The 26,789-nt window shown below is 32.6% G+C and carries 25 protein-coding genes; 3 read left to right on the forward strand and 22 right to left on the reverse strand.

From position 1 onward, the window contains the following. Positions 1–4: 4 nt before the first annotated feature. From ACTTBI_RS06095 to ACTTBI_RS06135, 9 genes are all read right to left on the reverse strand, one after another. Complete coding sequence (locus tag ACTTBI_RS06095) at positions 5–1,366, reverse strand: TRAP transporter large permease (protein ID WP_440653157.1); 1,362 nt, start codon at positions 1,364–1,366, stop codon at positions 5–7. After that, positions 1,356–1,940, reverse strand: coding sequence for a TRAP transporter small permease subunit (locus ACTTBI_RS06100; protein ID WP_440613672.1), 585 nt, complete (start codon positions 1,938–1,940; stop codon positions 1,356–1,358). The genes ACTTBI_RS06095 and ACTTBI_RS06100 overlap by 11 nt, the downstream gene beginning before the upstream one ends. Positions 1,941–2,016: 76 nt before the next feature. Further along, positions 2,017–3,177, reverse strand: coding sequence for a TRAP transporter substrate-binding protein (locus ACTTBI_RS06105; protein ID WP_262589921.1), 1,161 nt, complete (start codon positions 3,175–3,177; stop codon positions 2,017–2,019). A gap of 125 nt (positions 3,178–3,302) precedes the next feature. After that, a complete protein-coding gene (locus ACTTBI_RS06110) occupies positions 3,303–4,376 on the reverse strand; it encodes an ABC transporter ATP-binding protein (RefSeq protein WP_440653158.1) in 1,074 nt (357 codons plus the stop codon). Further along, complete coding sequence (locus ACTTBI_RS06115; RefSeq protein WP_440653159.1) at positions 4,369–5,448, reverse strand: ABC transporter ATP-binding protein; 1,080 nt, start codon at positions 5,446–5,448, stop codon at positions 4,369–4,371. The genes ACTTBI_RS06110 and ACTTBI_RS06115 overlap by 8 nt, the downstream gene beginning before the upstream one ends. Then, the gene (locus tag ACTTBI_RS06120) at positions 5,448–6,296 is read right to left on the reverse strand and encodes a carbohydrate ABC transporter permease (RefSeq protein ID WP_440653160.1); all 849 of its coding nucleotides are present in this window, start codon (positions 6,294–6,296) and stop codon (positions 5,448–5,450) included. The genes ACTTBI_RS06115 and ACTTBI_RS06120 overlap by 1 nt, the downstream gene beginning before the upstream one ends. A gap of 3 nt (positions 6,297–6,299) precedes the next feature. Further along, positions 6,300–7,163, reverse strand: a complete 864-nt coding sequence (locus tag ACTTBI_RS06125; protein ID WP_075505839.1) for a carbohydrate ABC transporter permease — start codon at positions 7,161–7,163, stop codon at positions 6,300–6,302. 72 nt (positions 7,164–7,235) lie between these two features. After that, the gene (locus ACTTBI_RS06130) at positions 7,236–8,774 is read right to left on the reverse strand and encodes an extracellular solute-binding protein (protein WP_440635396.1); all 1,539 of its coding nucleotides are present in this window, start codon (positions 8,772–8,774) and stop codon (positions 7,236–7,238) included. A gap of 20 nt (positions 8,775–8,794) precedes the next feature. Further along, positions 8,795–9,856 carry an NAD(P)-dependent alcohol dehydrogenase gene (locus ACTTBI_RS06135; protein ID WP_262589926.1) on the reverse strand — a complete coding sequence of 354 codons (1,062 nt, stop codon included), beginning with the start codon at positions 9,854–9,856 and terminating at the stop codon, positions 8,795–8,797. A gap of 200 nt (positions 9,857–10,056) precedes the next feature. On the opposite strand from ACTTBI_RS06135, the gene ACTTBI_RS06140 reads away from it, so the two are divergent. Continuing rightward, entirely contained in the window at positions 10,057–11,088 is a 1,032-nt protein-coding gene (locus tag ACTTBI_RS06140; RefSeq protein ID WP_256998077.1) for a sigma-54-dependent Fis family transcriptional regulator, read from the forward strand. Here ACTTBI_RS06140 and ACTTBI_RS06145 read toward each other — a convergent pair. The 9 genes from ACTTBI_RS06145 to ACTTBI_RS06185 all read right to left on the reverse strand — a co-directional run bounded on the left by ACTTBI_RS06145 (position 11,085) and on the right by ACTTBI_RS06185 (position 19,477). After that, positions 11,085–12,290 (reverse strand): MFS transporter, encoded by a 1,206-nt coding sequence (locus tag ACTTBI_RS06145; protein WP_440653161.1) that lies wholly within the window; start codon positions 12,288–12,290, stop codon positions 11,085–11,087. The two genes, ACTTBI_RS06140 and ACTTBI_RS06145, sit on opposite strands and share 4 nt — an antisense overlap. A 70-nt stretch (positions 12,291–12,360) precedes the next feature. Continuing rightward, positions 12,361–13,353, reverse strand: coding sequence for a dihydroxyacetone kinase subunit DhaK (gene dhaK, locus ACTTBI_RS06150; protein ID WP_440653162.1), 993 nt, complete (start codon positions 13,351–13,353; stop codon positions 12,361–12,363). An 8-nt stretch (positions 13,354–13,361) separates the two neighbouring features. Next, positions 13,362–13,988 (reverse strand): dihydroxyacetone kinase subunit DhaL, encoded by a 627-nt coding sequence (gene dhaL / locus ACTTBI_RS06155; protein WP_440653164.1) that lies wholly within the window; start codon positions 13,986–13,988, stop codon positions 13,362–13,364. After that, a complete protein-coding gene (locus tag ACTTBI_RS06160; RefSeq protein ID WP_440653165.1) occupies positions 13,978–14,988 on the reverse strand; it encodes an ABC transporter ATP-binding protein in 1,011 nt (336 codons plus the stop codon). Before ACTTBI_RS06160 ends, dhaL begins: the two co-directional genes overlap by 11 nt. Next, positions 14,981–16,069 carry an ABC transporter ATP-binding protein gene (locus ACTTBI_RS06165; protein WP_440653167.1) on the reverse strand — a complete coding sequence of 363 codons (1,089 nt, stop codon included), beginning with the start codon at positions 16,067–16,069 and terminating at the stop codon, positions 14,981–14,983. Before ACTTBI_RS06165 ends, ACTTBI_RS06160 begins: the two co-directional genes overlap by 8 nt. A 1-nt stretch (position 16,070) precedes the next feature. Continuing rightward, positions 16,071–16,262 (reverse strand): hypothetical protein, encoded by a 192-nt coding sequence (locus tag ACTTBI_RS06170; RefSeq protein WP_440619094.1) that lies wholly within the window; start codon positions 16,260–16,262, stop codon positions 16,071–16,073. Continuing rightward, complete coding sequence (locus ACTTBI_RS06175; RefSeq protein WP_440619095.1) at positions 16,262–17,206, reverse strand: carbohydrate ABC transporter permease; 945 nt, start codon at positions 17,204–17,206, stop codon at positions 16,262–16,264. The genes ACTTBI_RS06170 and ACTTBI_RS06175 overlap by 1 nt, the downstream gene beginning before the upstream one ends. After that, positions 17,206–18,105, reverse strand: a complete 900-nt coding sequence (locus ACTTBI_RS06180; protein WP_440653168.1) for a carbohydrate ABC transporter permease — start codon at positions 18,103–18,105, stop codon at positions 17,206–17,208. Before ACTTBI_RS06180 ends, ACTTBI_RS06175 begins: the two co-directional genes overlap by 1 nt. 67 nt (positions 18,106–18,172) lie before the next feature. Then, positions 18,173–19,477, reverse strand: coding sequence for an ABC transporter substrate-binding protein (locus tag ACTTBI_RS06185; RefSeq protein ID WP_440653170.1), 1,305 nt, complete (start codon positions 19,475–19,477; stop codon positions 18,173–18,175). A gap of 117 nt (positions 19,478–19,594) precedes the next feature. On the opposite strand from ACTTBI_RS06185, the gene ACTTBI_RS06190 reads away from it, so the two are divergent. Further along, a complete protein-coding gene (locus ACTTBI_RS06190; RefSeq protein WP_440653172.1) occupies positions 19,595–20,650 on the forward strand; it encodes a sugar phosphate isomerase/epimerase family protein in 1,056 nt (351 codons plus the stop codon). Then, the gene (locus ACTTBI_RS06195; RefSeq protein WP_440653174.1) at positions 20,650–21,798 is read left to right on the forward strand and encodes a Gfo/Idh/MocA family protein; all 1,149 of its coding nucleotides are present in this window, start codon (positions 20,650–20,652) and stop codon (positions 21,796–21,798) included. Before ACTTBI_RS06190 ends, ACTTBI_RS06195 begins: the two co-directional genes overlap by 1 nt. A gap of 10 nt (positions 21,799–21,808) precedes the next feature. On the opposite strand, the gene ACTTBI_RS06200 is transcribed toward ACTTBI_RS06195, so the two are convergent. Genes ACTTBI_RS06200 through ACTTBI_RS06215 form a run of 4 tightly spaced genes read right to left on the reverse strand, consistent with a single transcriptional unit; the run spans position 21,809 to position 26,789 of the window. Further along, positions 21,809–22,762 (reverse strand): 2-hydroxyacid dehydrogenase, encoded by a 954-nt coding sequence (locus tag ACTTBI_RS06200; protein ID WP_440653175.1) that lies wholly within the window; start codon positions 22,760–22,762, stop codon positions 21,809–21,811. 7 nt (positions 22,763–22,769) lie between these two features. After that, positions 22,770–24,059 carry a glycolate oxidase subunit GlcF gene (gene glcF, locus ACTTBI_RS06205; RefSeq protein WP_440653176.1) on the reverse strand — a complete coding sequence of 430 codons (1,290 nt, stop codon included), beginning with the start codon at positions 24,057–24,059 and terminating at the stop codon, positions 22,770–22,772. Beyond that, the gene (locus ACTTBI_RS06210; RefSeq protein ID WP_440653178.1) at positions 24,059–25,339 is read right to left on the reverse strand and encodes an FAD-binding protein; all 1,281 of its coding nucleotides are present in this window, start codon (positions 25,337–25,339) and stop codon (positions 24,059–24,061) included. The genes glcF and ACTTBI_RS06210 overlap by 1 nt, the downstream gene beginning before the upstream one ends. Next, positions 25,293–26,789, reverse strand: coding sequence for an FAD-linked oxidase C-terminal domain-containing protein (locus tag ACTTBI_RS06215; RefSeq protein ID WP_440635392.1), 1,497 nt, complete (start codon positions 26,787–26,789; stop codon positions 25,293–25,295). Before ACTTBI_RS06215 ends, ACTTBI_RS06210 begins: the two co-directional genes overlap by 47 nt.

Here is a 26,789-nt window from a genome sequence, read left to right on the forward strand (position 1 = left end):
TCTTTTATTGTGCAAATAAAGTTTCCGGTAACCAAAGCGCTATTCCTGGGAACATATACATTAAAAACATCGCAAATATTACAATTGCTAAAAATGGCATTATTCCTCTGAATATATCCATAAGTTCAACATTAGATTTTTGAACTCCTTTTAAATAATAAGCCGACATAGCCATGGGTGGGGTTAAAAACGATGTTTGTAAATTTAAAGCAATTAACATTGCAAAGAAATATGGATTAACACCAAATACTTCTAACAAGGGTAAAAATATTGGAACAAAAATAATTAAAATTTCAGTCCATTCTAAAGGCCATCCTAGAAGAAAAATAATTATTTGAGTGATAATTAAAAACTGCCAAGTCGTAATATTTATAGAAGTAAAGAAGTGTTCAAAAACCTCGTGTCCCCCCAAATAAGAAAACACCGATGAAAAAGTCCAGGAACCAATAAACAGCCACATGATCATTGCAGTTGTTTTAGCTGTTAAAAAAACAGACTCTTTAAAGTTTTGCCATTTAAGTGTTTTATAAAACCAAGATAAAAGTATTGCCCCAAAAGCTCCTGCTGCAGCTGCTTCTGCTGGAGTTGCAATACCTGCCAAAATAGTACCTAATACAAGCATAATTAAACCAAACAGGGGAACGAAAGAAATCAAAACTTCTTTTAAAATTTCACCAGTTGGTGGAATATCTTCTTTTGGAGGTCTAGGAGCAATAGATGGATTTAACCATGCTCTAAATACTGCATATGCAATGTAAAGACCTGCTAAAAGTAGACCTGGAAATATTGCTGCTGCAAAAAGTCTTAATGGTGATAGTTGGGCTATTACTGAATAAACAATAAGCATAATACTCGGTGGAATTAAAATTCCTAAACATCCACCAGCGCAAATAATTCCTGACGCAAATTTTTTATCATAACCTGCTTTAACCATTGCAGGCCATGCTAACAATCCCATCAAAGTTACAACAGCACCAATAATTCCTGTAGCTGTCGAAAATAATGTACAAGTAATTAGTGCAGCTACCGCCATTGAAGCTGGAAGTCTATGTGCTGCCAATCTAATTGCAAAAAATAGTTTAGCTACAATCCCTGCTCTTTCAACTAGATATCCCATGAATAAAAATAAAGGCACAGCCGTAAGAACGTTGTTGTCCATAACAGTATAAGTATTTTGAACAAACAATTGGAATATACGATTATCAAAAATGTGCTCCATCATTGTTGCATCGTAATAAGCAAAATATCCAAAGCCTATTCCCATAGCCATTAAAGTGAAAGCAATCGGGAAACCTAATAGAACTGCAAACAAAAACATACCCATCATTAAAATTGCAATTTCTGGATTTGTTAAACTAAATAACATTTTTTTTGTCCTCTTCTTGAGCTGTTCTCATTAAAACTTGTTCTGTTTCTTCAGCAACGACCATTCGTGCTGGCCATTGTCCTGTTTGAATACATATAATAGATCTAAATACTTCACTGATGCCTTGAATAATTAATAAAACACCTGCAGCTGGTATCATCGATTTAACCATATAAATTTGGATTTGAGCTGGACTACTCCAACTAGTCTCTTTTATTTTCCAAGCAAGCGCAGCATATTCATATCCATAAAAAGCTAACGCGATCACACCTGGAAAAAAGAAAATAAAGTATAAAACTAAATCAATCCAAGCCTGAGTTCTTTGACTAAACAATCTATATATAACATCTCCTCTTACGTGAGATTCCGTAGCTAAACAATAAGCACCTGACATCATTAAAATTGCACCATACATTTGCATACTAAAATCAAAATTCCATAGCGTTGGAGAATTAAAAACGTAAGCCATCACTACTTCATAAACAGTTCCTCCCATTAAAACTACGATGCACCAAGAGAAAGCTTTACCCATTGATGTGCTGAGAGTATCTGCAAATTGTATAAATGACTTCATATCAAAGAAATATATTAAAATACGTGTAAAAAAAAGGGGGTTTTTCAACCCCCTTTTAAATTTATTTTAAAGTTAATTAGATTTTAACTTTTTCGATTGGACCAAACTCATTTTCATAAGCTAATTTGTAGTTCGGTTGATTCATCAACAGATACTTCATAGTTCTCTTAGCGTATGCTTTTTGTGAGTCTACTACTTTTTTGAAGAAAGCATCTTTAGCAGAAAACTCTCCTACAACTTTATCCCAACCTTTTAATTGTTCTGCTAGGATAGCATCAGACGTTTGGTAAACATTAACCTTATGCTCATTCATCAACTTAGCAAGGTCAGTTGAATATCTAACCAATGCTTTAAAATAGTTATCTGAGTTTGCAGCATAAGCAGCATTTCTCAAGATAGCTTGATGTTCAGGTGAAAGGCTGTTTAGTCTCTTAGTGTTCATAGGAATTTCAAACATTTCCTGAGATTGGTGGAAACTTCCTAAGTGATAGTGTTTAGAGACGTCTTGCATTCCAAACTGTGAGTCTGATGTTGGGTTGTTAAACTCAGCAGCATCAATCAAACCAGTTTTCATTGCTGGTTGGATTTCACCACCTGGTAACTGTCTTACAACCATTCCCATAGCAGTTAAAACGTTAGTCGCTAGACCAACAGTTCTATACTTCATACCTTTAACATCAGATACTTTAGTTACGTTCTTTTTGAACCAACCAAAAGGCTGTGCAGGCATTGGCATATGGAAAAAACCTGTGTAATTAAATCCTACACTTTTTACAGCTTCTTCATATAATGCTCTTCCTCCACCATACTCCATCCATCCCATAACTTCTTGAGACGACATTCCGTATGAAGGACCTGTTCCAAAAAGAGATGCAGCAGGGTTTTTTCCGTACCAGTATGCTGTCACCCAGTGACCCATATCTACTACTCCAGAACTAACTGCTTGACCAATTTCAGAAGTTTTTACAACTGCTCCAACTGGTTGCACATCAATTTTTAATTTACCACCTGACATGTCACTAACCATTTTCGCATAGTCTGAAGCCATTTCGAAAAATATGTTAGCACCTGATGGCCAAGCAGCTTGCATTTTTAAAGTAACGTGACCGTCACCTAAAGCAATGTTTGGCATAGCTACTGCTGCTGCTGTTGCTGCACCAGTTGCTGCCGCTGCTTTGAAGAACTTTCTTCTTGAAGGAGTTTTAGAACTCTTCAAAGATTTCTTATTCTTAATCATTTATTCTCCTCTAGTTAATTAACTTGGCGAGCACTAAAACATATTTTCACATTAGAGTCTTTCTAAAAAGTGACCTAGAATGGGTTAGATAGGATTTTTTTACAATTATAGGTAGAATTTAAAAATTAAATTATTTTATTATTTTCGTAAATACAGCACTTTTCAGCTGGAATATGAAGTTTAATTTTTTCACCTGAAATTTCAGTTTCTCTATTAACTTTAGACTTAATTTCAAAATTATCCATTCTTGCTGTAATCAATTTGTAATTACCAAAATCCTCAACTTTTTGAACATTTACATCAATAAGATTTTCACTTTGATTTTTTGCAATTTTAATAAACTCAGATCTAATTCCTAATTTTATATTTTTACTTTTTAAATTAGACAAATTTGTATTCGTCTTAATTATTGTATTGTTTATTTTAACAGTATTTTCTGAAGTTGCTTCACTATCAAATAAATTCATAGCAGGTGAACCAATAAAGTAACCAACAAAAGTTGTATTAGGTCTTTCAAATAATTCTTTAGGTGAACCTGTTTGCACAACTTCTCCTTCACTCATCACAATTATATTATCTGCAAATGTCATGGCTTCGTTTTGATCATGTGTTACATAAACTAACGTTGTTTTGTATTGTTCGTTTATTTCTTTTAGATTTCTTCTCAATCTAAATTTTAAATCAGGATCAATAACAGTTAAAGGCTCGTCCATTAAAACTGCAGCAACATCTTCTCGTACCAAACCTCTTCCTAAAGATATTAATTGTTTTTGATCTGCTGTTAATTTTCTTGCAGGAGAGTTTAAAAAAGATTTTAAATTTAAAGTTTCTGCAACAGAATTAACTCTTTCATCTATTTTAGATTTTGAAAAATCTCTACACTTTAATGGAAAAGCAAGATTTTCAAAAACTGTCATGGTATTATAAATTACTGGAAACTGAAAAACTTGAGCAATATTTCTTTCTTCTGTTTTTAAATCTGTAACATCCTTATCATCAAATAATATTTTTCCAGCTGATGGTCTTACTAATCCAGAAACAATATTTAACATCGTTGTTTTTCCACATCCAGAAGGACCTAAGATTGCATATCTATTTCCATTCTCCCAAGTCATCGAAAATGGATTTAATGCATAAACTGGATTTGGATCATTTGGATTGTAAGAATGTGAGATATTACTTAAATCAATTTTAGCCATTGTTTCCTCCAAATGGTGAGGATGCTAATTTACCATCAGCAGCAAAAGCATAAGCTCTATCTATTTTAAAATCTATTTTAATCTTGTCATGAATTTTAAAATTCAAAACCTCTTCTATAGAAATAATAATTTTTATAGTTCCTCTTTTTAAATGGAGTAAAGTTTCAGAACCACTAATTTCAGCAAGCTCAACTTCAAATTCATGACCATTTTCATTAAGTTCAATGTCTGAAGATCTTAAACCAATCTTTAATCCGCTATCTGTTAACTTTGATAAATGATTAGGCGCTTTAATTTCAATACCTTCAAATCTTATTTGCTCATTAGATATTTCTGCTTCAATAATATTCATAGGTGGGTCGTTAGAAATTTCAGCAACTTTTAGAGAACTTGGGTTCTCAAATATTTCTTTTGCTGGACCTACTTGTAGCACTTTGCCCTCGTCTAAAACAATTACTTCTCCATTTAGCTCCATGGTTTCTCTTGGGTCTGTAGTAGAATAAATTAAAATAGTTTCATCTGCTAAACCCTTTGAAAATAAACTCTTAAATTCCTCTCTAAGCTGTTCTCTCAATTTGTAATCTAAATTAACCAAAGGTTCGTCTAGCAATAATATTTTAGCATTTTTAACTAATGATCTTGCTAAAGAGACACGTTGTTGCTGACCACCAGATAGCTCCTGAATTTTTCTGTTTTCATAGCCAACTAACCCAACTGATTTTAAAGATTCCATTACTTTTTTTTTAATTTCTTCATTATCAATTTTTCTTTGTCTCAAAGGAAACGCGATATTTTCAAATACATTTAAATGAGGATAATTAATAAATTGTTGATAAACCATAGCTACATTTCTTTGCCAAACTGGAACCTTTAAAAAATCCTTACCGTCAAATTCAATAGCACCGCTATCTGGAGTTAAAAGGCCAGCTATAGTTTTTAGTAAAGTTGTTTTACCTGATAAAGTTCTTCCAAGAATTGTGTATAGATTTCCCTCTTTAAAATTAAAGGACACTTCATTTAAGTGATATTCCTCACTTGGTTTATAGGTTAAGTTGTTAGCAATTAAATTCATTATTTAATTGCTCCTGATAGATTTCCTTTAGATAGATATCTCTCGACTATAAACGCTACTATAATCAATGGTGCAACTGAAACCAGAGCAGATGCTGACAAACTCCACCATGGAGTAACAGATGAGTTCAGAGCAACAATTTTAACTGGTAATAACTGTACTTCCGTGAAAGTTAAAATGAACGCAAAGAAAAAATCTATCCATCCAAAAATAATACAAAACATACCAGCAACAATTAATCCTGGTATTGAGTTAGGTAGCACCACTTTTAAGAAAGCTTGATAAGGATTACATCCATCAATCAAAGCTGTTTCATCAATTTCTCTTGGAACTTTATTAAAGAAATCAACCATAATCCAAACTGCAATAGGCATCAGTAAAACAATATAGACTACAATCAATCCTATGAGGCTATCTAATAAATTAATTGAACTTAAAAATAAGAAAAATGGAATTGATAAAACAATTGGTGGCATAATTCTTTGAGAAATAAAGAAAAATGTAATGTCATTATTTTTTACAAAGCCTGCTTTAAAGGTATATCTGGATAAAGCATAAGCTGACAATGTACCAAGAATTATACTAATTAAACTTGCTGTACACGTTACAAATAAACTGTTGAAGTAAGGTTCTACAATATCAACTCCACCTTTAGCTGGAGATTTTATCAAAACTTTCCAACCCTCTAAATTAGGTTCAAAGTCTACCCATGGTATATACGTAACTCCTCCATTTACAGATTGAAAATCTTTAAACGATGTAGTTAAGGCCCAAAGAAAAGGAGCAACAACAAATACTGCCCAAAAGACAATAAAAAAATATTTTAAAAATGTATAAAGTTTGTTCATAATTTATTCTTTTAAAAGTAATTTAGTTAAAACCTTCGCAATAATTGTTAAACTTATGATCATAATAATTAAGTAAGTAAAAGACATCGAAGCTGCGTATCCCATTTGAAACTCTCTCAGTCCCTTAATAAAAATATAAAAACTTGATGTTTCTGTTGAGGTGCCTGGACCTCCTGATGTTAGGACATATACCGTATCCATAATTTTAGATGCCTCAATTAATCTTATAATTATTGCCCCAATTGATATAGGTGCCATTAGTGGAAAAGTTACATAAATAAACTTTCTAACTGGACTAGCTCCATCAATTGCAGCAGCTAAAAACGGTTCTTTAGGTAATGACAATAAACCTGCCAATAAAAGTAGAAACATAAACGGTGTCCACTGCCAAACCTCAACTATAATTACTGTAAATTTAGCTAAAGCTGGGTCTGTTAACCATTTCGGAGATAAACCAAAATTAGATAAAATATCATTAACTGGTCCTAAAGATTCATGAAAAAAAGTTCTCCAAATAACAGTCATGATAACCGGAGTTGTCATCATTGGTACTAAAAATAAAACTCTAAAAAATCTTTTAAATTTGATGTCTTTCCAAACCATATGTGCAAGAGCAAATCCAATGACATACTGGAGAATTACTGTTGTAACAGACAAAAAACTTAATCTAAAAAAAGATTCCCAAAATCTTGGGTCATCAGTAAAAAGTCTTATATAATTTTCTATACCTATAAAATCTAAACCTGGATTATAACTATTCCATCCAGATAAACTTAATCTAACTACAAAAATAATTGGAAAAATTAAAATTCCAATAAGCACAAATAGACCTGGAAACAGAAAGAAATATTTATGCTTAAAGTTCATTTATAAAGTTGGATTATATTATTTTTTTTATATGTGGCCATTTTAATAAATGGCCACATAAATTAAGTATTATTAAAGTTGGTTGTCTTCCATTTTAACACCAACAGCGTAGGCATCTCTTACTGCTTTTTTACCTACTCTGCTTACAATTGCTTCCCACTCTTTAGCAACTTCGTCTAATGCTTCTTGAGGAGACAATTGTCCTGCTAAAGCTTTAGAAGTTCCTGTAGCGACAGCACTTGTAAACTCAAATACACCTGGAACTCTTAGAGGGAAAACTCTATTTTGACTTTTCTCCATATCTAAAAGTGTTTGAGTGTAACTGTTAGCAATCTCTGGATCCCAACCCATACTATTAATATAAATATTAGGGTCGAAGTCAGAGTTTTTGAAAGGGTTAACACCAAATCTACCAATTGCTAAGTCAGCTTGGTGGTTTGCTCCGTTTGAGAAAAAGCAAAGATAATCAAACGCCATATCTTTTACTTTACTTTTCTTAGCAACACCAACTGCCCAACCCCAAACAATGTATGGAGCTTGGTTGTATTGGTTTTCCCAGCTATTTGAAACTCTGTTCCAAACTTTGTTAGCACCTGGAAGAGGAGCTGCGCCTACTTTGTTTTTAATAGGGCTATCATCCTGCATCGCTGCAATAAATGCATCATCCCATGAAAAACTAAATAAAGTTTGTCCACCACCAAATGATCCAATTTCGTCACCTAGACCAAAGTTAGTTCCCCCTGGAGGAACATATTTAGTAGCCTCAACCCAATCAGTTAAAGCTTCAACGAAACCTGGATTATTAATGTTTGGTTTCATAGTTTCTAAATCAAAAAAGAAACCACCTGGAGTTCTTGGATTTTTAGCATATGCAACTGATCTGCTGAAAAAAGCTGCGAACATTAAGTCGTCTTTTTTCATAACTTCAGCTGAACCATATTCTAACTCACCATCTCCATCCCAGTCCCAACCATTAAAGAATTTTGCCATCTCAGCATATTCTTTCCAAGTTGTTGGAACTTTTAGATCTTTTCCTGTTTCTGCTTTATATTTTTTTTGCATTTCAGGATTATCAATGACGTCTTTTCTATATTTTAGATAGTGTCTGTCACCATCAACTGGATACTGGTACATAGTTCCATCCCAAGATGATACACCCATATGAGATTTAGTTACGTCTTTCATCTCTGTTGAGTTCATATACTTCTTAGGAACTGGTGCTAAATATCTTTTCCAGTCATTGATAAAGTTAGAAAATCCAAACACAATATCGTAAGGTGCTTGTCCAGCTTGAAAAGGAACCATTGCCTTAGAATACAAATCACCTGCTGGTGTATGAGTAACTTCAACTTTAGCTCCAGTTAATTTTTCAAACTGTTCAGCATGAAGAGCTGTTGGCTCTCCCATTACTGGAATTGCGTGAGTATTTATTTTAAGAGTTTTTCCTTTGTAATTTTTCTTAGACATTTCCTCATAAGAACAATCACCTGGAATATCTCCTGTTGCTTTGATATGTGGGAATTGATCACTCCACTTATCAGCATATGCCATAGGGCTAAATATCATCATACTTGATATTACAGCCGTTAAGCAGGTTTTTATTATTTTCATTATCACCTCTCTTTTTTTTTTTACGGAACTAAAACAGCTCGTCCCTTAACCTTACCATCGTTAAGATCATGAAGCGCTTTATTAGCATCGTCTAAACTATACTCCTGCATAGAGAGCTTTACTTTACCTCTGTCAGCTAACTCCATTAATTCATATAATTCAGACCACGTTCCCACTAAATTACCTACAATTGTTTTCTCAGAAATAATTAAATCAACTGCAAGTGATTTAATTTCTTCTCCATATCCAACTATGTAGTAAAAACCACCATTAGAAGTCATTTGAATTCCCATGGCAGTAGATCCTTTTTCACCTACGAAATCAATTACAGCTTCAGAACCTTTTCCTTTTGTTAGTTCTTGAACTTTTTCAATTTCGTTTCCATCAATTAAAACTCCGTGGTCACCACCAAGTTCCATTGCATGTTTCAATGCTGCTTCAGATTTTTCAACAATAATAATATCTGCTGCACACATAGCTTTTAAACATTGAATAGCGATGTGACCTAAACCTCCTGCACCAATAATTGTACAGCTCTGACCAGGTAGCAAATGTCTTGTTGCTTTTTTTACTACTCTATAAGCTGTAAGACCTGCATCTGAAAAAGGTGCAACATCTTTAGGCGCTAATACTTTTGGAAGTTTAATTAGATTTCTAACGCTAGTTTTTAATAGTTCAGCGTAGCCACCTTCTTTAATACTTAATCCAGGAAATGCGCCTGCTTCAGCATGCATATCATTACCTCTTCTGCAATCTAAACAAGTTCCTCCTGTTCCAGAAATAAGTGGGTGTAATATTACAGGATCACCCTTTTTAAATTCAGTAACGTCTGAACCTACATCTTCTACCCAACCAGCATTTTCATGTCCCATTACACATGGTAATAATTTTCCATCTGGATCTTGAATATGTTTCCATACTCCTTCAATAATATGTAAATCAGTTCTGCAAACTCCTGCAGCACCAATTTTAACTATAACGTCTGACGCCTTTTCAATTTTAGGATCTGGCATCTCCTCACCTGTGACCCAGACCTTTTCTTTCATTTCAGGGTCATATTTATGCAAAACCTGTGCTTTCATTATTATCTCTCCTTTAATATTTAAGTAACACTATTAAAATTCTGATATAGAATGGAGTCAACGGCATCTTTATATGTACAAAAAGTTAACAATTACAACCTGTGGTTGGTTGTTGTATCTAGAAAAACAAATAAACTTTTAAAATGTCAAACTTAAGTCACTCAAACAGCGAACTTAAAAATATCCTACATAAAAGGAATATGAGCTCTTATGAGATGGGAAAAGATATTAATGAAAGTTGGTTGAGATGTATCAGTGAAGGCCTTGATCCGTTTAATGATCCTAAACAAAGTGTAATTTCATCAATCGAATTAAAAGAGATAAAAGAGCGAAATGAAACTATCAGAAGAATAATTATTCCTGAACTAGAACTTTTATATTCCCAAATAGCAGGAACAAATTTTATGGTGGCTTACTCAGATGAGAAAGGATTAGTCTTGGATACAATTTATGACAAATCTTGTTTACAAACTGACGTTGGTAAAACAGTAATACCAGGTTCAATTTGGGCAGAAAAAATTTGTGGAACAAACGGTCTTGGATTATCTGTTGAACTAAAAAAACCAACTATCGTTTCAGGTAAAGAACACTTTTTTACTGCTCATGAAAATATTTCGTGCTTTGCAAGTCCAATCATAAATTATGACGGTAAAATTATTGGTATTATTGATGCTTCAACAGACTCAATGTCCAGAGAACAACATACGCTAGCTTTAGTAAGACTTGCGACTAGAAGTATCGAAACCAAATTGTTTATTAAAAAATTTGAAAACGAATTAATTATTTCTTTTCACCCAAGACAAGAATATCTAACTACAACTAGTGTTGGGATGCTGGCAATAAATGGGGATGGATTAATTGTGGGTGCAAACAACAATGCAAAAATTATGCTTAATGGACTAGTTGATTTAAAAAATGAAAATTTTAATAAAATTTTTACAACTTCATTTTCATCAATTGCATCAGATATCTTAAATAATAAAACTCTAAAGATAACAGATCATTTAGGTTCATCTGTTTTTGTGGTCAAAAGTCAAAATTTTAAAGAAAGTAAATTTATTGAAACTGGCAAACAAAACAAAACTTACGCTTGTAAAAATTGTGAGGATACAAAAATTAAAAGAGAAAAGTGTATTCTAATTAGATCTACTTTTAGTGAAACTAATAATATTTCTGCAGCATCAAGAAAATTAGGTGTATCTAGAACTACAATTTATAAGCATCTAAATTAATTATTTTTTACTAAAAAATATAAATAAGAAGTTAAAGACGTAACTAGTACAAAAGACATTGCTAATTGAAATGAAGCAATTTCAGAATAATTTAAACTTAATCCTAAATCTATAATAAGGCCGATTATCCATTGTAGAAAAAAAGCACCTATAAATATTAACAAATTATAAGAAGTTAGAGCTTTGCCTGCATTAGATACAGAGAAAGCCATCCCAACTGCTGGCTGAATTAAGGACAAAAATACAGCTGAAACTATGAATAATGCCCAATGAATTGAATCTGTATTTGGACCTAGATAAATAATTACACCCAATACCAATAAACTTAATGGTGAACCATATTTCAACAATCTGATTGCATCATTAACGTTCTTTGAAAATTTCGGAACAAAATAGCCCCATATCAAAAATGATAGCAACATAAAAAAATAAATTAAAAATAACCCTTTTGCACTTTCTTCTGGTGTATACCCAGATACTTTTATCATCCAAGGACCAGCCCATAGTGTTTGGATAGCAAATAATCCTCCAGTGCTAAAAAAGCCCATTGGAATAACACTTCTGAAGAATTGATTTTGCCAAACAATACTCAATTTTGCATCATCGTTTTTCTGATTACCTTTTGAAGTCCACTGAGGTATAAAAATAATTATCAAAATTATACAAACCAAAGTTATGAAAGCTAAAAGCAAAAATATATTTCTCCAACCAATTATAGGTAAGAAAAATTGAACTGGTAAACTTGATGACAACATACCAATTGCACCAACCATTAACATCCATGAGTTTGCACGTTGTTGGGTTTCATCTTGATACCAAATCCGATAAGCTGTCAAAGGCCCCATTAAACAAGCTCCAACACCAACTCCTATAATTATTCTAGATACTAAAAGAGTTAAAAAATTCTGAGCGAGAGCAAATATTAATAAACCAACAATGGTTAATGATAAAAAGTATGAAACAATTTTTCTTGGACCTCTCATGTCTAGCATATAGCCTAAAGGGATTTGTACACTTGCAAATCCTAGAAAATATCCGCCACCTAATAATCCAAGCTCTCCTGCAGAAAGATTAAATTCATTTACTAATTCAGGTGAAATTGTTGCAGTTATTGCTCTTAAGAGAGTAGAAATAAAATATCCTAAAGCAAAAACTAAAAAAATTATAATAGCTTTTGATTTAGCTAAGACAGGTTTATTCATTAAGCATTTTGTTAGCCTTGTTTACTCAATTAACAGTTCTTAAAAAAATCTTTACTTAAATTATATACTTCTACATTCCCCAACGCATTGCAGCAGTATGAACTGGTGAGTCCCAATTTTTTAAAATCTCTTCATCACATTTTAAAAGAGTTATAGATGCTCCTTGCATTTCTAGTGATGTACAATAATTGCCAACCAAACTTCTTGTGATTTCAATATTTTTAGATTTTAAAATTTCACATGCATCGTGATATGCTAGATATAATTCAGTAAGAGGGGTTCCACCCATTCCATTTACAAAAAGAAGAGTCTTCTCATTTTTTTGGGGTTTTAAATCCTCAAGAATAGCTTCTAGCATATTTGAAACTATTGTTTTAGATGGTTGAATTTTTTCTCTTTTTCTTCCTGGTTCTCCATGAATACCTACACCAAATTCCATTTCATCATTCCCAATATCAAATGTCGGTTTACCAGCAGCTGGGACTGTACAACTTGTAAAAGCAACTCCCATTGTGCCAGAATTTTTATTTACTTTTTCCCCGAGCTTCTTACATTCTTCCAAAGAAGAACCATTTTCTGCAGAAGAACCAACAATTTTTTCAACTAAAACAGTCGCAGCAACACCCCGTCTTCCAGTGGTAAATGTGGAGTCTTCTACTGCAACATCATCATTTGTTATTATACTATCATTCTTACCAGAGTACATTTCGGCACCCATTTGAAAATTCATGATATCTCCAGAGTAATTTTTAACTATAAACAAAACTCCTGCACCACTATCTACATGTTCTGCAGCAGCTTGCATTTGATCAGGTGTAGGTGCTGAAAATACGAAACCTGGACACGCTGCATCCAACATTCCATGACCTACAAAACCACCGTGCATAGGTTCATGCCCACTTCCACCACCTGATATAAGAGATACTTTTCCTTCTTTAGTTTTATTCCTTCTTGAAATGAAATTTGGATCAAATTTTACATCGATAATATCTTTGTGAGCTTTACCAAAGCCCTCTAAACTTTCATTTAAAAAATTATCTACGTTGTTAATAAATTTCTTCATTATTCCTCCTATTCATTAATTACAGATTTACATATTGTTTCAATTATTAGCTGTGAAGAACGAGCACCAGGATCTATGTGTCCCTTTGCTCTCTCACCCAAAAAAGATGCTCTTCCTTTAGTAGCTAGCATATCTTTAGTTGCCAACATTCTTTCTTCAGCAATTTTAATCACCTCTTTTAAACCTTGGTTTTTTTCAATGTTTTCATTTTTAATTTCATTCAATTTTTGAGAAACAGGAATTAAAACATCCATCATTGTCTTTTCTCCCACATCAGCTTTACCACGATCCTTCATCGCATTAACACCTGATATTATCATTTCACAAGCCTTACTAAAATTTACTTCTTCTAAATTTGATGTTTTAGCCATTGACATAAAAAATGTTCCAAACAAAGCACCAGAAGAACCCCCAATACCTGATAGTACCTTCATAGCAATCATATTCAAAGCTTTTGAAAGAGGTAAATCTTTGATTGTGCTTTCTAACTCTACGACCAATTTTAGTCCTCTTTGTACATTAAAAATGTGATCACCATCCCCTATATTTTGATCTAACTTTTCAATTTCAGATGCATTGGCGTCTATTACTTTTTGAATGATTTTTGCTTGTGATATTAAAAAATTAACGCTCATAAATTCTATTTCCTTCTTTATCAAATTTTAAAACTTTATTTGCATCAATGTCAAAATTAATAATTTCATTAATTGTAGATTTGTAATTTCCTTGTACTGATGCAAGTATCTCATTGCCTTGATAATCAATTGCGACAACGGTTTCAGAACCTAAATTTTCAAATGAAATTATTTTACCCTCATATTGACCATTTCCTAAAGAAACACTCTCAGGCCTAAATCCTATTTTTGGTGGCTCATCCTTACTTTTAAATAATGAACCTGGTAATACATTAATTTTTGGAGATCCAAGTCTTTGCGAAACATAAATAGAATTAGGATTTTCATAAATTTCTTCTGGTGATCCTATCTGAACTACTACTCCTTCTTTAAGAACGCCTATTTTGTCTGCCAAAGTTGTTGCTTCAGCTTGATCATGAGTAACGTATAAAATGGTTGCATTTAAATTTGTTTGAATATTTTTTAATTCAACTCTTAAACTTTCTCTTAATTTTGCATCAAGTGAGGACAATGGCTCATCCATTAAATAAATGTTGGGTTTACGTATAAGCGCTCTGCCAATCGCAACTCTTTGCATTTCACCACCTGATAATTGAGTTGCTTTGTTGTTCAATTTATTTGAAATTTTTAACATCTCTGCAATGTTTTCAATTTTATTTTTAATCTCTTCCTCAGGTAATTTCCTCATGGGAGAACGCAGTGGGAATGCAAGATTTTCATAAACACTGTAGTGAGGATATAAAGAGTATTGTTGAAAAACAAAAGAAACGTCTCTGGATGCAGGCTGATCCTCTGTAACATTCTCGTTATCAAAAAGTACACTTCCTGAGTCAATTTTTTCTAAACCAGCTATACATCTTAGTGTTGTTGTTTTTCCAGCACCTGATGGCCCAAGCAACACAAAAAATTGTCCATCTTCAATTGTAAGATTAATATCTTTTAATGCTTTTATTTTTTTATTGTAAGTTTTAAATAAATTTTTTAATTCTACTTTAGCCATTATTCATAAACTCACTTTTTAAAGATTTGTCAGTTGAACCATCAAAAATAATAATATTGTTGTTTGATGGTTTTACTTGAACATTTTCGTTTATCTTTACTTTTTTAGAAACATCAGTTCTAACTTTAATCTCACCAACTTTTGTTTTGACTGTAATAATTTTTCTAGAGCCTAAATATTCAACCCCATAAATAAAACCTTTTAATCCATCTTCATCAGTTAAAGTTAGATTTTCAGGACGTATACCAAAATAATTTTTGTTTTCTTTTGATTCTTCAAATTGCTTAGGAATTTCAAATTTTGTTTCATCTATCTCAATTGAAGATTGATCCTTGGATATACCATGTTCTAAACTTATGAAATTCATTCCTGGAGAACCAATAAAAGATGCAACAAATTTTGTTTTGGGTTTATTATAAATTATACTTGGCTCATCTGCCTGCAATATTTCACCACCATCCATAACAGCAATACGATCTGCTAAAGACATGGCTTCTAGTTGATCATGAGTAACATAAACTGTAGTAGCTCCAATTTCGATGTGAAGTTTCTTTAATTCTAAACACATTAGTTCTCTAAATTCTGCATCTAAAGTTCCTAACGGTTCATCCATAAGGAAGGCTTTTGGTCTCCGAACTAATGCCCTACCTAGAGCAACTCTTTGTCTATCTCCGCCTGAAAGAGAAGATATATTTGAATTTAAAATGTGATCGATTCTTAAGAGTTTGGCTGCCTCCTCAACTCTATTTTTAATGTCTTGTTTACTATATCCCTGCATTTTCAATGGAAATGAGAGATTGTTTCTGACATTCATATGTGGATACAAAGCAAATAATTGAAACACAAAAGCAATATCTCTTTCAGATGCTCTCAACATTCCAACTTCTTCTTCTCCAAGATAAATCTCACCTGATGTTGGCAATTCTAATCCAGCAATCATTCTAAGAGTTGTGGTTTTTCCACATCCAGAAGGACCAAGTAAAACAAAAAATTCTTTATCTTTAATAGTTAAATTAGAATTTTTTACAGCTGTAAAATCACCAAAAGACTTTTGTAAATTTGCTATTTTAATTTGAGACATATCAATCTGGGAAATGACTTGTTATTACGAAACCTATAGTTCCTACTAATATTACTATGAAAGAATAAGTAAACATCCACATTGCAAAAGGCTGCAGCAACATGAACACACCAAGAAGAATTATTACAGTTGATAGATTTTCCCAATACACTCTTCTAAATATTTTTCTGATTAATGATTTTTCTTCTTCCATTATTTTCTAACTGCTCCAAAAGTAATTCCTCTTAAAAGATGTTTTCTTAATATTATTGTAAAAATCATTACCGGTAATAAAAACAAAGTTGTTCCGGCACCAATAGCAGGCCAATCTAATCCTCCTTCACCAATGATTGTTGGGATAAAAGGAGGTGCTGTTTGTGCATTAAATTGAGTTAGCAATACTGCAAAAGCATACTCGTTCCAAGAAAATATCATACAAAAAATTGCTGTAGCAGCTATACCTGTCATGGCCTGCGGAAGAACAACTTTAAAGAAAGCTTGAAGTCTGGAATATCCATCTATCATAGCTGCTTCTTCGTATTCTTTTGGTATTTCATCCATAAATCCTTTTAATAACCAAACTGCTAAACTTAAGTTTACAACGGTGTATAAAATAATCATACCTAAGTGCGTATCACCGAGACCTAATTTTCTATACATAATAAATATAGGAACAGCTACTGCTATTGGAGGAAACATTCTTGTTGAGAGAATAAAAAATAATAAATCATCTTTTAATGGAACTCTAAATCTTGAAAATGCATAAGCAGCTAGTGCTCCTAAAAAAACTGAAGCAAAAGTTGAGCCAAAACCAATTATCATAGAATTTGAATACCTACCTAAAAACTTTGACGGTCCAGTTATAACCATCTCTCTACTTCTAACTAATTCTTCATACCAATTTTCTGGTGGAGGCAATGAGTTTAAATATTCCTCAGATTGTCTTGATCTGTTAGTAAATAAGTTTACATACCCTTCAAGCGAAGGTTCGAAAAAAACCTCTGGAGGATAAGATATCGCGCTATCTACATTTTTAAAACTGGTCATTACCATCCATGATATTGGTATCAAAGTAATAACTGTGTAAATAATTATAATCGCAGCAGCAATTTTTTTAGAGAATGAGGATGGTTCCAAATATGACCTAGATGTATCCATTAGCGTTCCTTAATTTTATTCATTACTTTGACATAGACATTTCCAAAACCAAATATAGTTACAAAGAGTATGACTGCGAAAGCCGAGCTATAACCAGTTTTCCATTTTTCAAAAGCTTCTCTTTTTAAATTTATTGATGCAAGCTCAGTTGCAGAGCCTGGTCCACCCGATGTAAGTTCAACAACCATGTCGAACATTTTAAAATTTTCTATTCCCCTAAAAAGCAAGGCCAATAATAAAAATGGTAAAACAGATGGTAATGTTATGTATAAGAATTGCTGCCATTTGCTTGCCCTATCAACTTCAGCTGCTTCATATAAGTAATTTGGAACTGATCTTAGGCCTGCTAGACAAATTAACATTGTAAAAGGTGTCCACATCCAGGTGTCTACTATTACTATAGCCCAAGGTGCTAAAGTACTAGAACCGATCATGTCAAAACTACCCAAATCGTAGAAAAAATTTACTGCGTAATTGAAGAGACCTACTTGAGGATTATATAAATAAGTCCAGAATACGCCAACTACAGCTGGAGATAACATCATGGGAAGAACAATTAAAGTTGTCAATAATTCGTTTCCTTTAAATTTTCTATTAAGTAGTAAGGCTAAACCTAAACCAATTATTGCTTGAAGCAGCAATGTCCAAAACATGAAGCTTGCTGTAACTTGCATTTTTTCCCATATAGCTTCCCTGTTAAGAATTTTAATGTAATTTTTTAAACCAATAAATTCTGGTTCTCGTCCAATTTTATTTGCATAAAAATTTGTAAATGACATTCTGATAGCATAGATCAGTGGATATATATTTATCGCCAATAAAAGAATTACTGTTGGTCCAATAAAGAGCCATCCTACAGCTTTATCCGAGAGTCCTTTGAATTTCTTTTTTACGCTCATAAAAATTTGTTATAAAAAAAGGGGAGATGTATCCCCCCTTTTTTTAAATTATTTTAACGTATTATGTTTACAGTTTTCCGTCTGCTTCAAACACATCAACCCACTCTACGATAATTTTATCAAGAGCTTCTTTAGCAGTTCCTTTTCCATTAACTACATAGTCATGAATTGCTTCTTGCATCGGAAGCATCAACTCTACAAATGTTGGTTCTTGCCAAAAATCTTTAACAATACCCATAGAGTCTAAGAAACCCTGTGCATAGACAGTTGACGTTGGAAATGATGGTGAATTTAAAACATCATTATGACATGAATATCCACCAAGATCCCACCATTTTTGTTGTACATCTGGTCTTGCAAACCACTTGATGTACTCAAGAGCAAGATCTTGTTTGTCTGAATATTTAACAACAGATATACCTTGTCCACCCAATGTTGCAGCTGCAACATTTTGTTTAGGATTTGCAAAGAAGCCACTAACTCTTCCATCGCTATCTTCTTTAGATACACCTGGCCAGAAAGCATACCAATTCATTTGGAATGCAACTTGTCCAGATTTGTAGGCGTCTAGATTTGCAACCATGTATGCATCTGAGTGTCCTGGAGGTGCACAGTCTTCATATAACTTTCTGTAAAACTCAACTGCTTCTACAGCTTGTGGTGAATTGAAATATCCTTCCATGTCATAAGGTTTGTCAGGATTTTGATATTCCATGCCCCAAGCATACATTGCTGCTGTAACACCCATTGTTATACCTTCAGATCCACGTTCTGTATTAATTGCAGCTCCATATCTTTTTTGACCATCAATCTCTCTGCCTTGGAAAAAAGAACACATGTCATGTAGTTGATTCCAGTTAGCAGGAACTCCTAAGTCATATCCATGTTTCTTTTTAAATTCAGAATTAAGCTCCGGTCTATCAAACCAATCTTTTCTGTAAGCCCAAGCTAATGCATCTCCCATAGCAGGTAATGCATAGTAGTTCTCACTTCCTTTTGGCCAAGTTGAGTATGCATAAACAGTTGCTGGTGAAAAATCATTCATTGAAATTCCCTCTTTATCAAAGAAGTCATTCAACTTCACATAATGGCCATAAGTTGCTCCAGCACCAATCCATTGTGAGTCACCGATTAGTAGGTCAAAAGTTTTACCTTTGTTGTTAAGTTCATTTAACATACGGTCGGCAAAATTTGGCCAAGGCACAAACTCAAAGTTTACTTCTATTCCAGTTTCTGCTGTGAATTCTTTAGTTAATTCTTGCAAAGCATTAGCAGGGTCCCAAGCGGCCCATCCTAAAGTGATAGATTTAGCATTTGAATTTACAGAGAATGAAAATAAAGAAACAAACAATAAAATCATTATTTTTTTCATTTTATCTCCTCTTAGTTTAATTAATCTAAATATAATCTATCCAAAATGTTTTGTGCCTGCTAGTATTTTTTTTATAAAAAATAGATAATTGATAAATTTTAAAGAGAAAGGGAAATTATGAATAATATAAAGGGTCCTGCAATTTTCCTAGCACAATTTGTGGGTGAAGATGCACCGTTTAATTCTTTAGATAATATTTGTAAGTGGGCATCATCTTTAGGTTACAAAGGTGTACAAATTCCAAGTTGGGATAGTAGACTGATCGATTTAAAGAAAGCATCTGAAAGTAAAGATTATTGCGATGAAATTAAAGGAATAACAAAAAAATATGATCTTGAGATCACTGAACTATCAACGCACCTTCAAGGACAATTAGTTGCGGTACATCCTGCATACGACACAGCATTTGATGGATTTGCCGCACCTGAAGTTAGAGGAAATCCAAAAGCAAGACAAGAATGGGCAGTCAATCAATTAATGTTGGCAGCTAAGGCTTCAAAAAATCTTGGACTTGATAGGCATGTTACTTTTTCTGGAGCATTAGCTTGGCCTTACGTTTATCCTTGGCCACAAAGACCAGAAGGATTAATTGAAAATGCATTTGATGAACTTTCAAATAGATGGAAGCCAATTCTTGATCAATTTGACCAAAATGGAGTTGATCTTTGTTATGAGATACATCCTGGTGAAGATCTTCATGATGGTATTACTTTTGAAATGTTTTTAGAAAAAGTTGGTAATCATAAAAGATGTAACATGCTCTATGATCCTAGCCATTATGTTTTGCAAAATTTAGATTACTTGGCTCATATAGATATTTATCACGAAAAAATTAAAATGTTTCATGTTAAGGATGCAGAACTTAACCCTACTGGAAAACAAGGTGTCTATGGTGGTTTTCAATCTTGGGTTAATAGAGCTGGTAGATTTAGATCTCTTGGTGATGGACAGGTAGATTTTAAATCAATTTTTTCAAAGTTTACTACTTATGGTTATGATGGCTGGGCTGTTCTTGAGTGGGAATGTTGTCTAAAACATCCAGAAGATGGGGCTAGAGAAGGAGCTGAATTTATCAAAAATCATATCATTAACACTACAGAAAAAGCATTTGATGATTTTGCAGGAAGTGGTGCTGACATTGAGGCTAATAAAAAAATGCTTGGTATAAATTAATGCAAAGAAAAATACGTATTGGAATGGTAGGTGGTGGAGAAGGTGCTTTTATTGGGGGTGTTCATAGAATAGCTTTAAGGCTTGATGGTCACTATGAATTAGTAGCAGGTTGTTTTTCGTCTGATTTTAAAAATTCAAAAGAAACTGGAAATAAACTTGGATTATCAGATGAACGTATTTATGAAACTTACCAAGAAATGGCAGAAAAAGAGTTTGCTCTTTCTGATGGAATTGATGTTGTTTCTATAGTAACTCCTAATCATCTTCATGTTCCAATAGCAAAAGTTTTTGCAGAAAAAGGTATTCATATAATTTGTGATAAGCCTCTAGCTTTAACGACTGAAGAAGCAAGTTCTCTTAGAGATATTATTGAAAAAAAAAAATTAATTTTTGCTTTAACACATAATTATACTGGATATCCTATGGTAAGACATGCAAGATCTGTTATTAAAAAAGGTGATCTTGGAAAGATCCGAGTTGTACAAGCAGAATATCCTCAAGATTGGTTAACTACAAAAGCTGAAGACACTGGTTTAAAACAAGCCGAGTGGAGAACTGATCCCAAAAGGTCAGGAGGAGGAGGGTGTATAGGAGATATTGGAACCCACGCATTCAATCTTGTCAGATTTATTACTGGATTAGAATTGGATGAGTTATCAGCCGACATTCATACTTTCATTAAGGGCAGAAAGCTAGACGACAACGCTCAAATCATGCTTAGATTTAAAGGTGGTGCAAAAGGTGCAATATGGTCCAGTCAAGTTGCAGTTGGGAATGAAAATAATCTTAAAATAAGAGTTTATGGTGAAAATGGTGGATTGGAGTGGAGACAAGAAGATCCTAATTATTTATATTTCACAAAATTTGGTCATCCAACTCAAAAGATTACTCGAGGGAGTAGTAATACTAGCAAAGAGGCAGAGGACGTCACAAGAATTCCACCTGGACACCCTGAGGGCTATTTAGAAGGGTTTGCTAATATATATAGCGATGTTTCTAAAACATTATTTGCTGAAATAAATAAAAAAAAATATGATAAATCAAATGATTGTTACCCGACAGTTTATGATGGTGTTGAAGGTATGAAATTTATAGAAACTATTTTAGAGTCTAGTAAAAATAATAGCAAATGGGTTCAATTTAATTAATATAACAAATTTAATTTACTTTATTTACACAATTACCAGTTCTAAAAAATTCATCTATATTATCGATTGCTAAGTTACCCATTGCAATTCTAGTATCTTTTGTAGCACTTCCTAGATGAGGCAAAACAAAAACACTCGGGATTTTTAAATAACCAGGATTTAAATTTGGTTCATTTTTATAAACATCTAATCCTGCTGCATAAATTTTTCTTCTATTCAATGCATCAATCAAAGCTTCATCATCAACTATATCACCCCGAGCAACATTTGTTATTACAGCACCTTTAGGGAAATACTCTACTGTCTCTTTATTTATTAAATTTTCTGTTTCTTTTGTAGCTGGGCAACAAATAGATAAAACATCTGAAACTGAAAAAAGACTCTTTATACTGTCGTGGTAGATTGCACCCTGCTCTTTATCTTCATTTAATTTTGAACGATTATGATAATGAATGATCATGCCTAAAGATTTAGCAATATTTGCAATTTTTTGACCAATACGACCCATGCCTAAAATTCCTAATCTTGTTCCTGTTAACTGTTTTCCAATTAAATAATCTGCAGACCATTTCCATCCACCCTCACGAGCAGACTCAATTCCTTCTGATGCTCTTCGACAAGCTCCTAATATAAGTAATATTCCTATCTCAGCTGTAGCATCTGACAAAACTTCCGGGGTATTAGTGACAGCAATACCTCTTTTTTTAGCAGCATCTAAATCAATATTTCCAAAACCAACTGCAAAATTTGAAATTATTTTAATACTATCTGGAAGTTTATTTATTGTATCAGCGTCTAATTTTTCAGTTAAAGATGATAAAATTCCATCACATCCTTCACTCATTTCAATAATTTTTGATTGTGAATAAAGTTCATCATTTGAATTAAATTTAGCTTCAAATAATTTTGATGCTTTATCTTCACTCTCTCGGATCAGTCTTCTAGTAATTAAAATTTTTTTCATAAAACCCCTATTTTAAAATTTCAGGTTTGGGACCGCCTGTGTACCAATCTAAAACTTCAATTGTATGTAAAATTGGGACTTTAGTACCATGAGAAATTTGGGTAATACAACCAATATTTCCTGTTGAAATAAAATCAGGATTTAAACTTTCAATGTTATTTACCTTATTTTTTAATAGTTGTTTTGCAATTTTTGATTGTAAAATATTATAAGTTCCAGCTGATCCACAACAAATATGTCCTTGTGGAATTTCCATTATTTCATTGTCAGTTTTTTCAAGTAATGAAATTGGTTGTGAATGAACTTTTTGACCATGCTGCATTGAACATGCAGAGTGATAAGCAACTTTATATTTCTTTCCTTTAGATTTTATATTTAGCTTTAAACTTTCAAAAATATATTCAGAAATATCTCTTGTAAGATCTGATATGACTTTGGCTTTTTTACTTAACTCTTTGTCATCTCTAAAAATAAAACCATAATCCTTCATGGTAGTTCCGCAACCCGATGTATTAGATAAAATTGCATCTAAATTTCCCTTTTGATGCTCCTCATACCAAGTATTTATATTGTTTTTAAAATCTTGATGAGCATCCTCTTCTTTTCCTAGATGGTGATTTAAAGATCCACAGCAACGAATTTTTTTTGGAACTACAACTTCAACCCCATGTCTATTTAACAATCTAATTGTTGCTTCATTTATTTGGGGTGAAATTTCTTTTTGCACACATCCAGTTAATAGAGCAACTCTTGCTATTCTTTTCTTGTCTGAAACTTTATAAATCTCTTTGATAGGTAAAGTTTTTTTTGGAAAAGTTGTTGGCATTAATTCAATCATGTCTTTAATCTTTGTAGGCATTAAGAATTTGAATGGCATTGCCAATTTACCAAAAAAACTTGAGAGTCTAAATACTTTAACATTTGGTAAAGTGATTGATAAAAAATATCTAATTAGTTTATCAAAAAAAGATCTTTCATAATTTTTTTCAATATATTTTTTTCCATGATCTATGATGTGCATGTAATTAACACCGGCTGGACAAGTAGTCATACAGCTATAACATGAAAGACAACGATCAATATGCTTAACAACTTTTTCGGTTGGTTTTCTATTATTTTCCAACATGTCTTTAATAAGATAAATTCTACCTCTTGGTCCATCCAATTCATCACCTAACAGCTGATGTGTGGGACAAGTAGCATTACACATTCCACAGTGAACACACTTTTTAAATACTTTTTCTGTAGCAAAATTATCAGAGTCTTTAAGTTGCTGTTCAGTAAATTTTGTCTGCATTAAATTCCTCTATACATTTTTCCAGGGTTTAAAATTCTTTTTGGATCAAAACTTTTCTTAATTTTTTCTGAAATCATCAAACGTATATCATCGACTGTAAAAATTGATTCTCCATAATCATAATCTGCAGAAGTTTTTATTACAGTTAAATAACCACCAGACTCCAGAGCTATTTTTTTTAGCTCTTTTATTTTTTCTTCTTTTTGTTCATCAACTTCTATCCAAAATAATGATCCACACCAATCTACAAAATATTTATATTTATTATCTAAAAATTTAAATAAATTTGATCCTTTTGCTGGAGGAATAACCATTCTGATTAAATTATTTTTTGTATTCTCAAAAATTTCTAAATTATTAATTTTTTGCCAAAATGGTTCTGACTGATAAACATCTAAAGTCGAAGTTTCAAATTTATCAAGTTCAAGCTCTTTACTTAAATTTTTAATTTTTTCCTTAATTGAAATTTTATCTCCCTCTACTCTAAAAGCTAGAAAAGAAGTATTAGATTTTAAATCATTAAATTTAAATACAGAATTTTTTTTCTTTAAAAAATCATCATCCTTTGATTTATTTGGAACATACACTGCTCCTGATATTTCACTGCTTGAACTTGATAACTTAATAAATAAATCAAAAATTTCCTCAGATTTATCAATATAAATTGCAATTGTATTTGAAGAATCTTTTTTTGGTAAAACCTTTAAAGTGATTTCTGTTAAAGCTACTAAGGTGCCGAAGGATCCAGCTATAAGTTTTGACAAATCATAACCAGTAACATTTTTAACTACTGTACCACCTGACTTAATAATATCCCCTTTGCCATTTACTCCTTTAAAACCCAACACATGATCTCTAACACTTCCAACTTTAAATCTTCTTGAGCCTGCATAATTACAAGATAAATAACCTGCAACTGTTCCTTTGTTAGATGCACCATTTTTTATATAACCAAAATCAATAGGCTCGAAAGCTAATTCCTGATTATTTTCATCAAGTATTTTTTCAACTTCTTCAATTGGTGTGCAAGCCTTTACTTTAATATACAGTTCTTCAGGTCTGTAATCTATTATGCCTGTTAACTTCGAAAGTGACATTGTATTTGCTGATTGAGCTTTATTTCCTATGAAGCTTTTAGAATTATTTCCTATTATTTCTGTAGGAGAGTCTTTTTTGTAAAGTTCTCTAATTAATTCTGAAACTTCACTCTCATTTTTTGGATAATAGATATTATTAGAATCTTGGAAGATCTGGGAATTTATCTTTGCTTTTATGGACATGAACCCTTCCTTCCTCTGCGCACTTTCTAAGAATAGGATATACTTTTCCAGGATTTAACAAGTTTTTTTCGTCTAATGATTTTTTAATATCTAACTGTTGTTGAATATCATTATCATTAAACATCTCACACATAAGCTCTCTTTTTTCGATACCAACTCCATGTTCTCCTGTGATTACTCCTCCAAGTCTTACGCAAGTTTTTAATATTTCTGATCCAAACTCTTCAGTTTTTCTTAACTGCTCTTTATCATTTCCATCAAACATAATTAGTGGATGTAAATTTCCATCACCAGCATGAAAGCAATTTGCAACTGGTAAATTATATTTTTCTGAAAGTTTTTTTATTTCAAGTAAAGCTTCTGCAAGTTTACCTCTAGGTATTGAGCCATCCATACAGTAATAATCTGGGGCCATCGCACCACATGCTGGAAAAGCAGCTTTTCTTCCAGCCCAAAAAGATAGTCTTTCTTTTTCATTTTTGCTTAATTTTAAACTTGAACAATTATTTTTTTTACAAATTATCTCAACTTTTTTAATCAACTCATTTACTTCTGACTCTGTTCCATCAAGTTCAACAATTAATAATAATTCGGCATCTCTTGGATAACCAGCTTTGCTAAAATTATCTGTTGCTTCAATAAGAGCTTTGTCCATAATTTCCATTCCAGCAGGAACTATTCCGCTTGAAATTATTTCAGACGCTGCATCCCCTCCTTCTTTAATAGATGGAAAACCAATTAAAGCTGCTTTAACTACTTCTGGTTTTTTCAGAATCTTAACAGTTACTTCAGTAACAACGCCTAATAATCCTTCTGAGCCACAAATTAATCCCATTAGATCGTACCCTTCTTGATCAAAAGATTTTCCTCCAATTTTACAAATGGTTCCATCCATCATTACCATTTCTACACCTAAAATATTGTTTGTAGTGGTTCCATATTTTAAAGAATGAACACCACCTGAATTTTCAGCCACATTACCACCTATTGAGCATGCTAATTGACTAGATGGATCTGGAGCATAATAAAAACCCTTATGTTCTACAGCATGAGTAATTCCTAAATTAGTAACACCAGGTTGAGTAATCACACATTTATTCTCATAATCAATTTCTAAAATTTTATTAAATTTTCCTAAACCTAAAAGGATGGCATCTTGCAAAGGTAATGCTCCACCAGATAAGCCTGTGCCAGCTCCTCTTGGAACTACTTTGATATTTTCTTCATTGCAATATTTAAGAATTTCGCTAACTTCTTTAGTGTTTTCAGGCAAGACCACAGCTAAAGGCGTTTGGGTATAAACTGAAAGAGCATCAGTTTCATAAGGTCTCAATTCATCAGCTTCGCTTAAAACATTTTCTGGGTTAGTTAAACTTGATAGTTTTTTTACTATTTGAGATTTATTAGATACAATAGACCTATCAATTTTTGGCAAAGCTATTTCAGACAT

The organism is Candidatus Pelagibacter sp. HIMB1542 (genome assembly GCF_052047835.1).
Classification (GTDB): domain Bacteria; phylum Pseudomonadota; class Alphaproteobacteria; order Pelagibacterales; family Pelagibacteraceae; genus Pelagibacter.

Coding starts and splice junctions, on each gene's coding strand:
- ACTTBI_RS06095 (WP_440653157.1), bottom strand. CDS start 1,366: ATGTTATTTAGTTTAACAAATCCAGAAATTGCAATTTTAATGATGGGT.
- ACTTBI_RS06100 (WP_440613672.1), bottom strand. CDS start 1,940: ATGAAGTCATTTATACAATTTGCAGATACTCTCAGCACATCAATGGGT.
- ACTTBI_RS06105 (WP_262589921.1), bottom strand. CDS start 3,177: ATGATTAAGAATAAGAAATCTTTGAAGAGTTCTAAAACTCCTTCAAGA.
- ACTTBI_RS06110 (WP_440653158.1), bottom strand. CDS start 4,376: ATGGCTAAAATTGATTTAAGTAATATCTCACATTCTTACAATCCAAAT.
- ACTTBI_RS06115 (WP_440653159.1), bottom strand. CDS start 5,448: ATGAATTTAATTGCTAACAACTTAACCTATAAACCAAGTGAGGAATAT.
- ACTTBI_RS06120 (WP_440653160.1), bottom strand. CDS start 6,296: ATGAACAAACTTTATACATTTTTAAAATATTTTTTTATTGTCTTTTGG.
- ACTTBI_RS06125 (WP_075505839.1), bottom strand. CDS start 7,163: ATGAACTTTAAGCATAAATATTTCTTTCTGTTTCCAGGTCTATTTGTG.
- ACTTBI_RS06130 (WP_440635396.1), bottom strand. CDS start 8,774: ATGAAAATAATAAAAACCTGCTTAACGGCTGTAATATCAAGTATGATG.
- ACTTBI_RS06135 (WP_262589926.1), bottom strand. CDS start 9,856: ATGAAAGCACAGGTTTTGCATAAATATGACCCTGAAATGAAAGAAAAG.
- ACTTBI_RS06140 (WP_256998077.1), top strand. CDS start 10,057: ATGAGCTCTTATGAGATGGGAAAAGATATTAATGAAAGTTGGTTGAGA.
- ACTTBI_RS06145 (WP_440653161.1), bottom strand. CDS start 12,290: ATGAATAAACCTGTCTTAGCTAAATCAAAAGCTATTATAATTTTTTTA.
- dhaK (WP_440653162.1), bottom strand. CDS start 13,353: ATGAAGAAATTTATTAACAACGTAGATAATTTTTTAAATGAAAGTTTA.
- dhaL (WP_440653164.1), bottom strand. CDS start 13,988: ATGAGCGTTAATTTTTTAATATCACAAGCAAAAATCATTCAAAAAGTA.
- ACTTBI_RS06160 (WP_440653165.1), bottom strand. CDS start 14,988: ATGGCTAAAGTAGAATTAAAAAATTTATTTAAAACTTACAATAAAAAA.
- ACTTBI_RS06165 (WP_440653167.1), bottom strand. CDS start 16,069: ATGTCTCAAATTAAAATAGCAAATTTACAAAAGTCTTTTGGTGATTTT.
- ACTTBI_RS06170 (WP_440619094.1), bottom strand. CDS start 16,262: ATGGAAGAAGAAAAATCATTAATCAGAAAAATATTTAGAAGAGTGTAT.
- ACTTBI_RS06175 (WP_440619095.1), bottom strand. CDS start 17,206: ATGGATACATCTAGGTCATATTTGGAACCATCCTCATTCTCTAAAAAA.
- ACTTBI_RS06180 (WP_440653168.1), bottom strand. CDS start 18,105: ATGAGCGTAAAAAAGAAATTCAAAGGACTCTCGGATAAAGCTGTAGGA.
- ACTTBI_RS06185 (WP_440653170.1), bottom strand. CDS start 19,477: ATGAAAAAAATAATGATTTTATTGTTTGTTTCTTTATTTTCATTCTCT.
- ACTTBI_RS06190 (WP_440653172.1), top strand. CDS start 19,595: ATGAATAATATAAAGGGTCCTGCAATTTTCCTAGCACAATTTGTGGGT.
- ACTTBI_RS06195 (WP_440653174.1), top strand. CDS start 20,650: ATGCAAAGAAAAATACGTATTGGAATGGTAGGTGGTGGAGAAGGTGCT.
- ACTTBI_RS06200 (WP_440653175.1), bottom strand. CDS start 22,762: ATGAAAAAAATTTTAATTACTAGAAGACTGATCCGAGAGAGTGAAGAT.
- glcF (WP_440653176.1), bottom strand. CDS start 24,059: ATGCAGACAAAATTTACTGAACAGCAACTTAAAGACTCTGATAATTTT.
- ACTTBI_RS06210 (WP_440653178.1), bottom strand. CDS start 25,339: ATGTCCATAAAAGCAAAGATAAATTCCCAGATCTTCCAAGATTCTAAT.
- ACTTBI_RS06215 (WP_440635392.1), bottom strand. CDS start 26,789: ATGTCTGAAATAGCTTTGCCAAAAATTGATAGGTCTATTGTATCTAAT.